This window comes from Candidatus Omnitrophota bacterium (genome assembly GCA_023227985.1).
GTDB lineage: Bacteria > Omnitrophota > Gorgyraeia > Gygaellales > Profunditerraquicolaceae > JALOCB01.
Map to the genome: position 1 here is coordinate 1 of JALOCB010000031.1, position 14586 is coordinate 14586.

Consider the following 14586-nt stretch of genomic DNA (forward strand, 5'->3'; position numbering starts at 1 on the left):
GGCCAATGGCGCCTGGGCTAAATTAGACCGCAATGTCGCCGGTAATTCCTGGAAGAACGATACGGTCAGGGTAGTCAAGCGTATATGCGAAACTGACGCAGACAGGTACCGCAGGATAGGCGGGACCAACTATTATTGCTACACCAACAGAGGGATCATTTATATCAAAAGCAACGGTATGGCTAAAGGCGACGTGTTGATAGATCTGAGCAATTACAACCTTTATTTTGACCGTACCTATATCGTTGCCGAGGGCGATATCGCGATCAAAGGCGGCAACGCCATAAATATGCTTACTAATACCCGAAGCGGAGCGGCCAGCCCGCCTAACCTGGCGACAAAGACCGGGGATATTATCTCGGACCCGCCGACAAGCGGGAGCGGTAGACAGAAATCCCGCGCGAGAAGTTTTAACGGGCTCGTTTATACGCAGACCGGCGACGCGCAATTCGATTATTTTTATGGTAACGCGATAATGGCCAATAACCTGAAATTTTACCATACGATAACAGTGAATTATTCCGCCAGCCGGGCTGATCCGCCTTATTTTGTCATCGAACCGGTGGTATTGACCTGGCAGGAACAGTGACAAAGCATATTTAAGGAGGGGAAATGTTTAAAAGACCTTTTTATATCGCGGTTATAACAACAGGTTTTTGCCTCGGGCTTTGTTGTTATTTGAAGGCGCAGCGGCCTGTGCAGGAGGAGCCTTCGGATATGCCGGATCTTATAGAAGGCGTAAATCAGATCGAGATCAAGCTGGGCAGCCTTTCCCAGGATGTGGCGAACGCCAACAGGGAGATATCGAACAAACTCGACCAGGTCCTCGATAACCAGGATAAAATATTCAAGGAATTGGAGATAGTAAAGGTAAGGGCTTCTCGAAAGCATTAATAATATATGGATCATTTAAAGACAGAAGAAGAAAAGGCAAGCGCAGCGCAGGCTGAGGCATATTCCCGAAAGTTCTTCCTGAAAGGGATGATCGGCGCTTTGATATTTCCTCAAAATGTGATCGGCATCGATATCGGGTCCGGTTATATAAAGATGATCCAACTGCATAAAGAAGGGAACAGCTATGCGGCCCGAAATTGCATGGTCAAGGCATTCCCGCCGGAAGTGCGGGATAACCACGCTGAAAGGATAAAATCCGGACAGGCGTTCATCAGGGATTTTATGGCCGAGTCCTGTATAAAGAATCCCGAAGGCCGGCTGGCCATATATGGTAAGGGTGTGTTTATATTTTCCCTGACTGTGCCTAATCTGAACCGCAATGATTTAAAAGGCGCTGTGGGAATAGAGTTGAAGAAGCGACTTCCTTTTCAACTGGATATGAACAACGTGGCTTTTGATTTTTTTGTCACCGGACAGGTGCGGGAGGAAAAAGGCACGTTTCTGCAGGTGACCTGTATAGCCGCCGACCGTATCTATATAGACGATAATGTCCGGATGCTCAAGGGTCTAAATATCCGGCCTATAGGCATATACGCCATCCCGGACGCTTTGGGGCAGTTGCTGCCTTATTGTTTGCCTGAGTTTACTCGGGAGACCGTTTGCCTCCTGGATATCGGAGCGAACACTTCTCTATTGAACTTTTATAAAGGAAGCGGTCTGGTATTTTCCCGTGAGATCCCGGTAGGCGGAGAGCAGCTGAGCCTTGCTTTGGCAAAGACAATAACTATAGGAGATACGAATATCTCCATAAGCAAAGATGACGCGGAGAAACTTAAACGCAACTGCGGTATCCCTCTTGATGAAGAGGCTAAAGCGGAATTTATGACGGATTTCGGCGTCTTGCGCGGAGAGCAGATCTCGGCGATGCTGCGCCCTGTTTTGGAAAAGCTGATTATGGAGATATCGCGGACCTTCAGTTACTATTCTAAAACCTTCAAGGCTGAGAATATCAGCGAGCTTTTTCTTACCGGGGGCAGTTCCCGGATTAGGAATATAGATAAGTTCCTATTGTTCAACCTGGAGGCGCTTAAGCGCGTGGAGCCTTTGAATATACTGAAGGCTGTAAATGGATGGGCGGACAAGGGTCTGTTGAAGAACGAACTAGTTATGGAGCAGGCGGCCTTCCATCTGTCGGTGGCTCTGGGGCTTTGCCTGGAAAGCGGCGGCAATGTTAATCTCCTGCCGGCGCGGGAAAAGCTGGAACATAAGGCGTTGATCCTGTCGAATGTGTTAAGAATAACTTTTCCGTTGATCCTGGGCATGAGCCTGTTGCTATACGCTTTCAGCTATTTTACCGCCCGGAAATATAAGGTATTTTCCGCCCAGTTGGATGCGCAGATCAGCCGCCTGGAACCTGCAGCCAGCCAGGTGAAACAATACCGCCGGATAAAGGCGGGATTTGAGCAAAGACAGGATGCCTTGGAGCAGGCGAAGGGCAGACAACCTTACTGGTGGGGAGTGTTGAAAGAGATCGGCAATATTACTCCCAAAGAGGCTGTCCTGACCAGGATCTCCAGCGGCCTTGCGAAAGACCCGAAAGAGATACGCCTGTTTGGTAAGATCTACGCGAAATACACGATAGTGGATATTGCGCTCTCTCAATACATTATGGCCCTGGAGGAGTCCCCGTATTTCTCGCGGGTGGAGGTGGTTTCCAGCAAAAATGATATGTATTCGCCTATGCCGGCAGCGGATTTCGAAATAGCCTGCCAGCTTAATTATTAAGATGCCTAAAAATACCCGATCTAACATTTCTTATGTTTTTGTTTTTCCTGCCCTGGTGGTCTTTGTCCTGGTCTGTGTTTATATCGGTTTGGGTTTGCCGGCCGCCAGGTATGTTGACCGTGCCAGGGCGGAATTGAAGAACAAGCAGGAAACCCTCCTGGAATCACAGGAATTGATCCGCGGGCTGCCTGATCCCCGGAAAGCGATACAGGTGATGGAAGAGAAGGTCCGGGAATTCAAAGATATGGGGTTAAGCAAGAAACAATTGCCGCGGCTTATCCAACTCTTAGGCAAATCCGCCGTGGAACTGAATATTAACGTTATATCGATCAGGCAGCGCGACGATATGAGGCCTTCGGAAAACAGCTTGCCTGCGGGCGTCAGCAAGGTTTATATGGAGGTGGTATTGAACTGCGGTTATCAGCCTTTGGCGGAGTATATAAAAGCAGTGGGAGAATTGCCTGCCGCATTCTCTCTGGAATCGCTGTCGGTAGATAAAAAAAACGATGAACACAGAGGCTTCGGAAAGAACGATATCCCGGAGCCCGGTATTCAGGCCACGCTGCTTTTAAGCACCTATATGGTTTGGGAGTTATGAATGAATAAGGAGAAAAAAGAACTTGCGGTTATTGCCGCTGGTGTGATAATCCTATTAATAGTATTCATTGGGAATATGAAAGGAAAATCCGCCAGGAAGACAGGGGGAACCGGTAAAACGTCCGGCAGGGCGGATTCTGTAAGGCCTGGCGGCAATGCCCCGGCAAAACCGGCGTATTTTAATGAAAAGGATCTGCAGGCGCAGACGGAGCGCGCAAGGACCCCTTGGGGCAGGGATCCTTTTGTGGCTGAGCTTGACCGGGCTGCCAATATATCCGAACTTAGGCTTCAGGGTATATCTTACGGCACGGATAGGGCCGGGTTCGCTTTTATCAACGATGAGATCGTCAAAAAAGGCGGCAAGATCGGGGATTACGAAGTGTCCGAGGTCTTGAAAGACAGGGTTTTGGTTAAAAAAGGGGCGCAAAGTTTTTATCTTACTTTCGCGGAAGAATGAATTTATGTCGCCGGGTTTATAGTGGATCAATACCAAAACGGCTGGTTTTATATGCCGCGGCAGTATAAAAAACGGGGTTTAAAAGATGAGACTTAAAGTGTTTATCTTAGGAATAAGCCTATGCGTCAATATGGCGGTATTCCCTGTTTGCGCTTTATGCGGACAACAGGCCGCAGATGCGATGGTAATTGAGGCGCTGGAATTCCGCGAGGTGGATATAAAAGACATACTGCGGCAGTTGGCAAAACAATATAACCTGAATATCGTGTTTTCCGAATCGGTAAAAGGCCTGGTTACGGTCCAACTTAACCATGTTACGGTGGAGCAGGCTCTGGATTCCGTGATAACCGTGAATAACTTCGCCTATACCCAAAAAGGCAATGTCTATAAGGTTACCACCCAGGAAGAGGCGCAACGCGAAGGCAAACAGACAAAATTATTCAAACTGAACAACGCTGACGCGATGAAGCTTAAAGAAACATTAGCCAAGGTCCTGGGCTCGGATGGTTCGATCGAGGCGGATAGCCGGTCCAATGCCATCGTGGTAACGGACTCTCTGATGGTGATAAATAAAATAGAAAGCATGCTTCCTTCGCTGGATGAGGCTACCCCGCAGGTATTGATCGAGGCTAAGCTTATCGAGACGTCGCTTACCAATACCGAGAAACTGGGCATTGATTGGACGACGACCATCACCGCCACAGGTTCTAAGCGGCCGATCACCTTCCCGTTCACCAAGAGTACGAGCGGTTCTTATCTTCCTTCGGCTGCTTCATCCAGCACGGATTTTTCTTCCGCCCAAAATTTCCCATATACCACAAAATCCGACTTTACCTTCGGCACGCTGGATTTTTCTTCTTTTGCCGCTGTCCTGGATTTCCTGAAAACGCGCAGCAAGACCAAGCTTATCGCGTCTCCGCGGGTCATGACCGTGAATAACCAGAAGGCCACCATTAATGTGGGTAAGGTTATCCCTTTGGCTACGTATGAGCGCAATGAGACTTCCGGGGCATGGGAGATAACCGGTTGGGAACAGCAAAATGTGGGGGTCAACCTGGAGGTCACCCCGCAGATCAGCCCCGACGGGCATATCCGGCTCAAATTAAAACCCGAGGTGAGCAACATACTTGAGTATATAGGCGAGGACGTGAACCGCAGGCCGATCACTTCCAGCCGTACTGCTGAAACCGAGGTCCAGATAAAGGACGGACAGACCATTGTGATAGCCGGATTGGTTAAGAACAAGGAAGACAGCAGCGTAACCAAGATACCTTTATTGGGGAGCATCCCTTTGTTGGGGTGGTTCTTTACCCGCAATGAAAAAGGAAGCACCGAAGAGCCGGAAGAAAAAACGGACCTTTTGATCTTTGTTACCGCGCATATAATCAAGGACAGCGGCGATTCCGCGCCTGCTCCTGCGGAAGCGGATAATAAAGCTCCCCTTGTAAAACGCCCGTTCAAGCTGGAAAAGCGAGGAGAGCAATGAAACGCAGGGGCGCTTTTGTGTTGTTCTTGGCGGTCCTGGCCGCTGGTTCGTTGCCGACTTATTATATATTTAAATACAAGTCCGCACAGGATGGCTCGAACAAGGTTGTGATCACGCAGGAAAAAGCGGTCGCCGAGCTCGAGGTTCAGGTGCGCCAGCTCAAAGAGGCGCTTAAGGCTTTGGAAATATCCGGAGCCGGCGAAGGGGCTGTTTCCTTGAAGGCCCATATGGCTGTTCTGCAGGAGCGTTTAAATGAATCTGTTGAGCAGAATAAAGAATTAGCCGGCAAGATCATGATGATGACGGGCGACAGGGGGCATCTGCGGCAAATAAGAAAAACCCTTGATCAGGCCGTGGCCAAGAATAATAAGATCTCCGCCGAATTGGCGTTCTTAAAAAATAAACTGGATTTTGCCAGACCGCTGGATGAAAGGCTCAGCCGGGTGGGGAACGCGCTGATGATGATCAACGCCAAGCAGGTTAAGGATAAGCAAATAAAGATGCAGTTGGAAGCGCTGGTTGACGAGCTCAGCGCGATAAACACGAATGTGGCCCAGTTGTTCGGACCGGAAAGCGGGTTTACGGATAACCCGGGGGCATTATCCGCGCCTTTAACTGTTTTGTCCGGTCAGGCGATCCCGGTAACGTGGTCGGACACTTACCAGACTTTAAAATCGGAATTGAACCGCGTCCAAGATCAGATGAACGGTTTGAATAAACGTTACCAGGACGCGCTTGAGACCATACGGATAAATCAGACTGAGTTGAGCAAACGCGCGGAAAAGATACTTTCTTTGCAGGAGAAGCTGGATCAGGTTGAAGCTAAGCTTGCCCTGATGCGAGTCAGGGCGCAGGAAACGACCAAGGAATCCGCGGTATTAAGAGAACAGTTCGTCTATGCACAGTTGGAAAGAGAAAGGTTGATCGCGGAGTTGAACGAGACCAAAAGCGAGCTGAATGAATTGCAGGGCAAATTCAGCAGGATCGGGAATATTTTCGGCAATACCGGCTGGCCGGGGTATGATGCGAAAATGGCTATTCCGGCCTCCCAGAAAATAAACGTTGAACTTATCCCCAAAGGGGGGGAAGGCAATGCCACGGTAAAGAAATGAAAAAATATATGGTCGCGGCGCTATTTTTTATTTTCTCGGCAGCTATCGGCGGGTCAATCGAAGCCGAACAGCCCGGTTTTTCGAGGGAAGAAAGGATAAAAAAAGCCAGCGAGTTATATATATCGGGTAAGTTATTCCTGCAGGACGGCGATTACGACAGGGCGGATGACGCGTTTAAGAAAGCCCAGGAGTTGCTGACAGACGGGGTTTTAACCGATATCCCCGGCAGCGGTTTGGGCGATTACATGCGCGAAATGAAGATGAATCCGGAAGAGGGGAAAAAAGTGAATCCAGTTGCCCGGAAAACCGCGATAAAACCTTTAAGCGCCAGATCCAAGAAAGCCAATGATCTGTACAACCGGGGGGTCGAAGCGATACAAAGGCGGGAATATAATCAGGCAGAGGCCAGCCTTAAAGAATCCATAAGGCTCAATCCTAAGGATAAAGACGCTTATTATAACCTGGGGGTGCTTTACGAGAATTATTTTGTAGACAAGAGGAGCGCGCTGGCCTGTTATCAAAGGTACGTGCGGTTAGCCCCGCGGGCCGAGAATGTTAGGGATGTGCGTTCGTGGATCGACGAAATAAAAAAAGGAATAACGCCGTATGATTGACGCGGAACTGGAAAAGATATTGGCGGATGCGGGCGCATTGCCCAGGGAAAAACTGGACAGGGCCGTTGATGAAAGCGGTAAATTGCATCGTCCGCTGGAAAAGGTGATCCTGGACCTGAAACTTATGGACCGCCCGGTTTTATACGGGATGATCGCCAAGCATACCGGTTCTAAATATATGAGCCTGGCTGATTTTAAGAAAAACGCGGCATTGGCGAAGGTCGTCCCTGAAAGCCTCGCTCAGCAGACAAGGTCCGTGCCGGTAAAAGTTGAGGATAATGTCCTGCATGTGGCAATGGTTGAGGCCGTTGATCTTTTGTCTATCGACCAGCTTCAAATGCAGACAGGTATGACTATTGAAGCCTATCTTTCCAGCCCGGATGAAATAGAGGAGGCGCGCAGCCGTTTATATTCCGAGGAAGCGGCCGGCCAGGACCTGATCTCGGGAATGGCTAAGCCTGCAACCGAGGCTGAAGCAGGATCAAAGACAGACGGCCCTTCGATAATAAAGCTGGTGGATTTGATAGTCTCTCAGGCCGTGCACGACCGGGCTTCCGATATACATATCGAGCCGGAGCAGGAATTGACCAGGATAAGGTTCAGGATCGACGGAATATTGCATGAGATACCGTCGCCGCCGAAGGAATGGGAGCCGGCGATCATTTCCCGCATAAAGGTGCTGTCCGGGATGGATATAGCGGAAAGCCGGGTGCCTCAGGACGGGCATTTCCAGGCGAAGATCGAGGATAAGAATATCGATTTGCGCGTTTCCACCATGCCTACGTTGCACGGGGAGAATGTGGTAATGAGGCTTCTGGATACTGCGTCGGTCAGGATCGGGCTGGAGAAAATGGGTTTTTCCACCACTGAACAGCTCAAAAGATACGAAGGGCTTATCGCCAGGCCTTACGGAATAATCCTTTCCACCGGGCCGACGGGAAGCGGGAAGACCACCACCCTTTATTCGGCGCTGATGAGGATAAACACGATCGACCGCAACATTATAACTATTGAGGATCCGGTGGAATACCGCCTTGGGCTTATACGCCAGGTCCAGGTTAACCCCAAGGCCGGGATAACCTTTGCCAACGGCTTAAGGGCGATGCTGCGCCAGGACCCGGACGTGATAATGGTCGGCGAGATCCGCGACCTGGAGACCGCGATAATTGCCATACAGGCGGCGTTGACCGGGCATCTGGTTTTCTCGACTTTGCACACAAATGACGCGGCTTCCGCTGTTACCCGGTTGGTCAATATGGGGGTTGAATCATTTTTGATCTCAGCGTCTCTTATCGGGGTCATGGCCCAGAGGCTGGTAAGGGTTATCTGCGAAAATTGCAAAGAGGAATACACGCCATCCAGGGCCCTGGCGGATAAATGGGGCATTTCACTCAAGACGAACCCTGTCCTGTACAGAGGCAGAGGCTGCGATCATTGTAAAGGGACGGGTTTTCGCGGCAGGACCGGGATATTCGAGTTGATGGTCATCGACGATGAATTAAGGGAAATGGTCATATCCGGGGCATCGACGATCAACCTGCGCAAGAAGGCGCAGGAAAAAGGGATGCAATTGTTAAGCCAGGACGGAATGCTCAAGGTCGTCTCCGGGATAACCACGATCGAGGAGATAGCCCGCGTATGCGAGGAGCATGTTGATCTTAAACCGGCGGCGGCCGAAGAGGTAGATATAAAGCCTCTCATTGCGGCGGCTAAACCCGCGGCCAAGCAGGTGCAGGTAAAGGAATCGGATATCGCCGCTTACCAGAATAAGATAGCCAGCTGGTTGGAGAAAAGGACTTAAGGTTTTATGGCCACGTATGTATATAAAGCAGTGGATTCCACAGGCAGGATGGTGAAAGGCGAAGTGGATGCCGCCAGCGAGATCGGCGTTACCACCGAGCTGGCCAAGATGGGGTATATGCCGGTAAGCATAGCGTTCAAGGCCAAGCCCAAAGCAGGCGGTGTTTCTTTCAATTTCGGCAAAGATAATTCCGGGACGGTCAGCCCCAAGGCCCTGGTCATTTTCAGCCGGCAGTTCGCCGTGATCATAAAAGCGGCTGTCCCTATTCTTGAGGGCCTGGGCGTGCTGGCTGAACAGACCGACGACCAGGCTTTAAAAAAAGCGCTTAATCAGGTCATTCACGATGTGGAAGGAGGTATCAGCCTTTCTCAGGCTATGTCCAAACACCCCGGGGTTTTTTCCCAACTTTACGTCAATACTGTGGTAGCCGGAGAAAGCGCGGGTATCCTGGACAAGGTGCTTTTCAGGCTTTCCAACATGCTGGAAGAGGATATGGAGAACCGGACGAATATATCCGCGGCGATGCGTTATCCGATAATGGTGATCGTGGCTTTGATAATGGCGGTTATCGCGTTGTCGGTATTCGTTATCCCGCAATTCGCCGGGATATATTCCACAATGAGCGTGAGCCTGCCCTTGCCGACAACGATAATGATAATAATAGGCAATGTCCTGACCCATTATTGGTATCTGGTCATCGCCGGCGTTATAGGTTTGTTTTTTTTATTCAAGGCTGCTATAAAGACCGGGCGGGGCAGGTATATCTGGGATGATTTGAAGTTCAAGGCTCCGATAATCAGCAGGGTATATACAAAAATAACCATGCTGCGTTTCGCCTCAATGCTCAGTATCCTGTATCAGTCAGGTTTGCCGGTACTGAAGACACTGGATATCGTGGGGATGACCATCGGCAATGTTGTGCTGACCAAGGAGATCGAAAGGATAAAACAGGAAGTGGCTGACGGTAAAGGCATTTCCGGCGGAGTAATGAGCAGCCGATTCTTCCCTCGTCTTGTAGGATATATGATATCTATCGGCGAGAAGAGCGGTTCTCTGCCGATGATGCTTGATTCTTTGTGCGAGTATTTCAATCTGGAGGTCAGGACAACCATCAAAAACCTGACCGTGATGATCGAGCCTTTGATGACGGCTGTTTTGGGTTTAGCGGTAATGGGCATGGCCCTGGCTATATTCCTGCCGATGTGGAATATGATCAAGGTATTCAAGGGCTGAGGCGGCCAAGGGTAAGCGTGGGGTTAAAGCGGATGACAGACCTGGAAAATAGGCTGGTTGAGAAAAAAATGGTCAGCATCGGGCAATTTGAGCATGCCCAAGAAGAGGCGCTTAAAATAAACCGTTCGGTCTGGGCCGGGCTGGTAATGCTGGGGTATCTTTCCGAAAAAGATATAAGCCGTTTTTTTGCCGGGGAGAGCGGGGTCCCTTATGTGGATATTGCCTCTTACAGGATAAGCCGGGAGATCCTGTCTTTGTTGGATAAAAATTACTGCATCCAGAATTTTGTTATTCCGTTATTCAAGATAAAGAACAGGTTATTCGTCGCTTGCAGCAATCCGTTTGATACCGGCCTTATGGGTGCCTTGGCGAAAATGAGCGGATTTATAATTGCGCCTCTGATCTGTGATGCCCACAGCATACAGGGAGCTTTGGATCTTTATTGGGGAATGGATGATAAATTCTTCGAAGCCGCAAGTTTTATTGTCGCCCCCAACCGGTTGAGGAAAATAAGCCTCTGGCGGGAATCAGAACGGTTAATGTTAACAATGCCGGTCACTGTAAAGCCTAAGGATGATTCGGTGCTTGTTCAATCAGCCTCGCCTATTGCCGGAAAGGCTTGCAATATATCCGCTAAAGGGAATTCTGCGGCAATAAGCATACCGCTTTTTTTGCCTGAAGGGGTTAAGATATTGGTGGATTTTAGTGCGCCGCAGACATCTTGCGGTTTAACGGCTTTAGGTGAAATAGTGCACAGTTATATGGATAGCGTTGAACAGTATACCCTGGGAATTAAATTTATTGAAATAAATGACGTAGCCAAAGCCAAGCTCTTGCAAATAGCTAAAGAGGGGAAATATAAGCAGAATTGATTTTGATAAACTATTAAGCGCAATTAAATATATACAAATATATTCAAAAGGTATAAAATAGTATTATTAAGGCGGTTATACCTATATATAACTTGGAATAATTAAACTAAGTTGCGAAAGGGAGTAATTTATGCTAGGGGACACGCGTTTTACAGCTCAAGAGGTTGCACAAAAGCTGGGGATCTCCAAACAGACCCTTTTCCGTTATGAGAAAAAAGGCGTATTCCCCAAGGCGCGCAGAAATTTGATCAATCGTTGGCGGCAATATACTGAGGAAGATATTGTCAGGTTAACAGAAATCATAAGGGGGAGCGTTGAATAATCCAGACAGAAAATTATTCAGTTTAGGTATTTTCTTCTTTATGCTCGGGCTCTGCGGCCACGCGTACTGCAATGGGACGGATAAGGCAGTTATCCGCGCGCCGGATTTTTACCAGAACAAAAAAGCAGCATTGGAGTTGAAGAAACGCCAGGCGATGATCGAGTTGGAGATGATCCGTAAAGAAGAGTTGGACCTGGAACGCAGACACAAAGAGATCACCCGCCTGGAAAGGCAGAAGAAACTGCAGGTAGATAAGCAAAAGACCATACAGGTTAGGGACTCTCTGGTGGCAGACGCCGAGGTGGAGGTAACGAAAGAGAAGAAGATCCTGGGGGAATTGCGTAAGGTGATGGAAGAGCAAAAACAACAATTGACAATGCAGATAGATAATTTGCGGCTGGAATTAATGCGTCAGGGCTTGGAAAGGGAAGAATTTGCCGCCAAGCAGAAAGCAAAAGAGCTCAAGTTAAAACAAGAAGAGGCTGCCCGCAAAAAGGCTGAGCGTGAAGAGGCCAGGAAAAAAGAAGAACAGCGCAAGGTTGAAGAGCTAAGAGCAAAACAGGCCCAAGAGCTGGAACTAAAAAAACAAAAGCAGGAGCAGTCCAGGCTGCTGGCTGAGCAGAAAGCAAAAGAGCTCGAGTTAAAACAGGAAGAAGTAGCCCGTAAAAAAGCCCGGATTGAAGAAATCCGGGAAAAAGAAAAATCCGTTAAGCAGGGGGAATTAAAGGCCAAGCAGGCTAAGCAGCTTGCGCTGGAGAAGCAGCGGGAGGAACAGGCGAAAGCGGCCGCTGAACAAAAGGTCCGGAAGAGCAGGGAGCTTAAAGACCTTCAAGCGGAATGCCAAAAGCGCGAAGAGGCCGCCAGGAAAGATTTGATCAAGCAGAAAGAAAAATGCCGTCAGGATGCGCTGGCCAAACAGGCAACGCTATTGAGTTATAAAAAAGCGTTGGCAGAACAGGATGCCGCTAAACGCAAGCAACGCGGCTGCGCGCTGAAAAAAGCCCGCAAAGATAAAATGCTCGCTGCGGCGCGAAAAAAAACAGAGGACTTGAAACGAAAACAAGAAGAGCAGCAGTTAAAGAAAATAGCGCAGGAGAAAGAGCGCGTCAGGCAGGATATCCAGAGCCTGGAACTTTTGAAGCAGGAGCGGATAAGGGGGGTCGAACTGGAAAAAAAGAAATTCGAGCTCGCCGAACGTAAAAGGCAGCTATCCGAACAGAGGATCGCTATAAAAATAAAACAACGGGATGATGCAATAAAACAAAAACAAGATCAGGATAGGATATTAGCTGAGCAGAAAGCCGGTGAATCGGCGCGGAAGCAGGCGCGGGATAAATTATTAGCCGAGCAGAAAGCAAAAGAGCTCAAATTAAAACAGGAAGAAGCTGCCCGTAAGAAGGCCGAGCGTGAAGAGGCCAGGAAAAAAGAAGAACAGCGCAAGGCTGAAGAGTTGAGAGCAAAACAGGCCAAAGAGCTGGAATTAATGAAACAAAAGCGGGAAGCGCAGGCGAAAAAAATACAGGAATTGGAAGAAGCCCGTAAACGGGAAGAGAGCAAAAAAAGGGACGCTGCCAGAAAGGCGGAGCTGGAGAAACAAAGACAAGAATTAGAGGCGATAATCGCGGAGAAAAAAGAAGAATCGTCCAAAGAACAGAATGAGAAGGAGTTGTCGCTTTTAATAGAAGAGGAGAAGCGGGCCCGTGATGCGGAATTGTCCGCTACGGTGGATTCCCTTCTAAAAAAAGGCGAGAGGCTGCGGGACCTGAGTAAAAAGCTGAAAAAGGATATTATAAAAGAACGAAAAAACGGGGATGTATTATTCGATGATGCCTCGGCTGGGGCGTTCGGCCAATAGGCAAGAAGGAATAGGCTATGACAAATAAAGCATGGTTTGGATTTATTCTTAGTTCTTTGATGGTAGCCTCTCTGGCCCCCTGCCCCGGCATGGCGCAGGATACAAGGGATGTTCCCGGGGAGGAAATAAAAGCTGACCAGAGGCAGGCCGTAGAATTAAATCTGGAGAAAGAAAGGACCGAATGGGAGAAGCTGATCGCCCGGCAGAAAGATAAAAGGGACCGGTTCGTTCTGGAGATAAACCAGCAGCGTGAGCGCCTCCGGGAGGCCCAGCGGCGTTATGACGAATTGTTAAAGGCCGAGATGGTGCGGGAGAAAGAAAAGGAAGCGCAGGCGCTGGTTTTGCACAAGGCTGAAGAGCTGAAAGCGAAACAGGCCCAACAATTAGAGATGGAGAAACAAAAGCAGGCGCAAGATAAGTTGTTGGCTGAGCAGAAGGCTAAAGAACTTAAGCTAAAGCAGGAAGAAAAAGCCCGGGTAAAGCTGGCTGAAGAAGAATCCCGCCGGAAACGCGAAACCCGGAGAAAACTGGCCAGGGAAGAGGCGAAAAGGAAAGAAGTCCTCCGGGATATCGAAAGATTCAAGAAGGCGGAAGCAGCCGGATTGGCCAGGGAAGAAGCCCGTAAAAAGGAAGAACAGCGTAAGGCTGAAGAGCTGAAAGCGAAACAGGCCCAACAATTAGAGATGGAGAAACAAAAGCAGGAGCAAGATAAGTTGTTGGCTGAGCGGAAGGCTAAAGAATTTAAGCTAAAGCAGGAAGAAAAAGCACGGAAAAAGTTAGCGCTTGAAGAAGCCCGTGCAAAAGAAGAAGCCAGAAGTCAGGAAGAATTAAAAGAGAAGGCGGCCAGGGCGATCGAGATGGAGAAACAGAAACAAACGCAGGCTGCCGTGATCGCTGACCAGAAGGCCCAAGAGCTGAAACTGAAGCAGGAAGAAGAGGCGAGGAACATGCGGGAGCGTGAAGAGGACAAGAAAAAAGATGAGGCCCGCAAGCTGGAAGAGTTGAAGGTGAAACGGGCGCGTCTGGTAGAGAGGAATAAGAAGCGCCAGGAGCGGGATAAATTATTAGCCGAAAAAAAGGCCAAAGAATTAGAACTAAAAAAAGAAGAAACGGCCCGGAGAAAGCTGTCGCGGGATGAGGCTAAACGGCAAGAGGTTGTCAGGGACCTGGAAAAATTCAGGCAGAAGGAAAATAAGCGAATAGCCGATGAGAAAAAGGCCGGGGAATTGCAGAGGCAAAAAGAGATCCGGATGCGGGAAGCGGCCCTTCAAAAAGAGAATGAAGAAAAGGCGGCGAGAGAGGCAAAGCGGAGCGCGGCGGAAGAAAAAGCCATGAACGATATAATCAAAGCCCAGGAAGAGCAGGCGGAATTACAGAAAAAACTACTAAAAAAACAGGAAGCGCAAAAAAAGAAAGATGAGGAGAAGAGATTTATAGCGGAACAGAAAGAAAAAGCGGCGAAGGCAAAAGAGGAAGAGCAAAGACGGATAAAGGCTGCGCAGGAAGAGCAGGAAAGGCAGAGAGAAAACCGGAAATTAGAAGCTTTAAGGCCTGTTTT

General features: G+C 49.0%; 13 protein-coding genes. All 13 read left to right on the plus strand.

Annotated elements, in window-relative coordinates:
- Nucleotides 1–589, plus strand: a 589-nt coding sequence (locus M0R35_06380) for a hypothetical protein (protein MCK9595288.1), incomplete at its 5' end; no start/stop codon positions are given.
- A 128-nt stretch (nucleotides 590–717) separates the two neighbouring features.
- Complete coding sequence (locus M0R35_06385) at nucleotides 718–894, plus strand: hypothetical protein (protein MCK9595289.1); 177 nt, start codon at nucleotides 718–720, stop codon at nucleotides 892–894.
- A 6-nt stretch (nucleotides 895–900) separates the two neighbouring features.
- Nucleotides 901–2679 (plus strand): pilus assembly protein PilM, encoded by a 1779-nt coding sequence (pilM, locus tag M0R35_06390; GenBank protein ID MCK9595290.1) that lies wholly within the window; start codon nucleotides 901–903, stop codon nucleotides 2677–2679.
- A gap of 1 nt (nucleotide 2680) precedes the next feature.
- The gene (gene pilO / locus M0R35_06395) at nucleotides 2681–3277 is read left to right on the plus strand and encodes a type 4a pilus biogenesis protein PilO (GenBank protein MCK9595291.1); all 597 of its coding nucleotides are present in this window, start codon (nucleotides 2681–2683) and stop codon (nucleotides 3275–3277) included.
- The gene (locus tag M0R35_06400; GenBank protein ID MCK9595292.1) at nucleotides 3278–3733 is read left to right on the plus strand and encodes a hypothetical protein; all 456 of its coding nucleotides are present in this window, start codon (nucleotides 3278–3280) and stop codon (nucleotides 3731–3733) included.
- A gap of 85 nt (nucleotides 3734–3818) precedes the next feature.
- On the plus strand, nucleotides 3819–5219 hold the full coding sequence (locus M0R35_06405; GenBank protein ID MCK9595293.1) for a secretin and TonB N-terminal domain-containing protein: 1401 nt from the start codon (nucleotides 3819–3821) through the stop codon (nucleotides 5217–5219).
- Nucleotides 5216–6331: a hypothetical protein gene (locus M0R35_06410; GenBank protein ID MCK9595294.1), complete on the plus strand. Its 1116-nt coding sequence runs from the start codon at nucleotides 5216–5218 to the stop codon at nucleotides 6329–6331. Before M0R35_06405 ends, M0R35_06410 begins: the two co-directional genes overlap by 4 nt.
- Complete coding sequence (locus tag M0R35_06415; protein MCK9595295.1) at nucleotides 6328–6945, plus strand: tetratricopeptide repeat protein; 618 nt, start codon at nucleotides 6328–6330, stop codon at nucleotides 6943–6945. The genes M0R35_06410 and M0R35_06415 overlap by 4 nt, the downstream gene beginning before the upstream one ends.
- Nucleotides 6938–8746, plus strand: a complete 1809-nt coding sequence (locus tag M0R35_06420; GenBank protein MCK9595296.1) for a GspE/PulE family protein — start codon at nucleotides 6938–6940, stop codon at nucleotides 8744–8746. The genes M0R35_06415 and M0R35_06420 overlap by 8 nt, the downstream gene beginning before the upstream one ends.
- A gap of 6 nt (nucleotides 8747–8752) precedes the next feature.
- Nucleotides 8753–9979: a type II secretion system F family protein gene (locus M0R35_06425; GenBank protein ID MCK9595297.1), complete on the plus strand. Its 1227-nt coding sequence runs from the start codon at nucleotides 8753–8755 to the stop codon at nucleotides 9977–9979.
- Between the two features lie 32 nt (nucleotides 9980–10011).
- Nucleotides 10012–10851 (plus strand): PilZ domain-containing protein, encoded by an 840-nt coding sequence (locus tag M0R35_06430; GenBank protein MCK9595298.1) that lies wholly within the window; start codon nucleotides 10012–10014, stop codon nucleotides 10849–10851.
- A 314-nt stretch (nucleotides 10852–11165) separates the two neighbouring features.
- On the plus strand, nucleotides 11166–13028 hold the full coding sequence (locus M0R35_06435) for a hypothetical protein (GenBank protein ID MCK9595299.1): 1863 nt from the start codon (nucleotides 11166–11168) through the stop codon (nucleotides 13026–13028).
- Nucleotides 13029–13045: 17 nt separating this feature from the next.
- Nucleotides 13046–14586 (plus strand): hypothetical protein (locus M0R35_06440; GenBank protein ID MCK9595300.1); only part of this gene is annotated, 1541 nt, incomplete at its 3' end.

Coding starts and splice junctions, on each gene's coding strand:
- pilO (MCK9595291.1), top strand. CDS start 2,681: ATGCCTAAAAATACCCGATCTAACATTTCTTATGTTTTTGTTTTTCCT.
- M0R35_06430 (MCK9595298.1), top strand. CDS start 10,012: ATGACAGACCTGGAAAATAGGCTGGTTGAGAAAAAAATGGTCAGCATC.
- M0R35_06425 (MCK9595297.1), top strand. CDS start 8,753: ATGGCCACGTATGTATATAAAGCAGTGGATTCCACAGGCAGGATGGTG.
- M0R35_06420 (MCK9595296.1), top strand. CDS start 6,938: ATGATTGACGCGGAACTGGAAAAGATATTGGCGGATGCGGGCGCATTG.
- M0R35_06410 (MCK9595294.1), top strand. CDS start 5,216: ATGAAACGCAGGGGCGCTTTTGTGTTGTTCTTGGCGGTCCTGGCCGCT.
- M0R35_06405 (MCK9595293.1), top strand. CDS start 3,819: ATGAGACTTAAAGTGTTTATCTTAGGAATAAGCCTATGCGTCAATATG.
- M0R35_06415 (MCK9595295.1), top strand. CDS start 6,328: ATGAAAAAATATATGGTCGCGGCGCTATTTTTTATTTTCTCGGCAGCT.
- M0R35_06400 (MCK9595292.1), top strand. CDS start 3,278: ATGAATAAGGAGAAAAAAGAACTTGCGGTTATTGCCGCTGGTGTGATA.
- M0R35_06385 (MCK9595289.1), top strand. CDS start 718: ATGCCGGATCTTATAGAAGGCGTAAATCAGATCGAGATCAAGCTGGGC.
- pilM (MCK9595290.1), top strand. CDS start 901: ATGGATCATTTAAAGACAGAAGAAGAAAAGGCAAGCGCAGCGCAGGCT.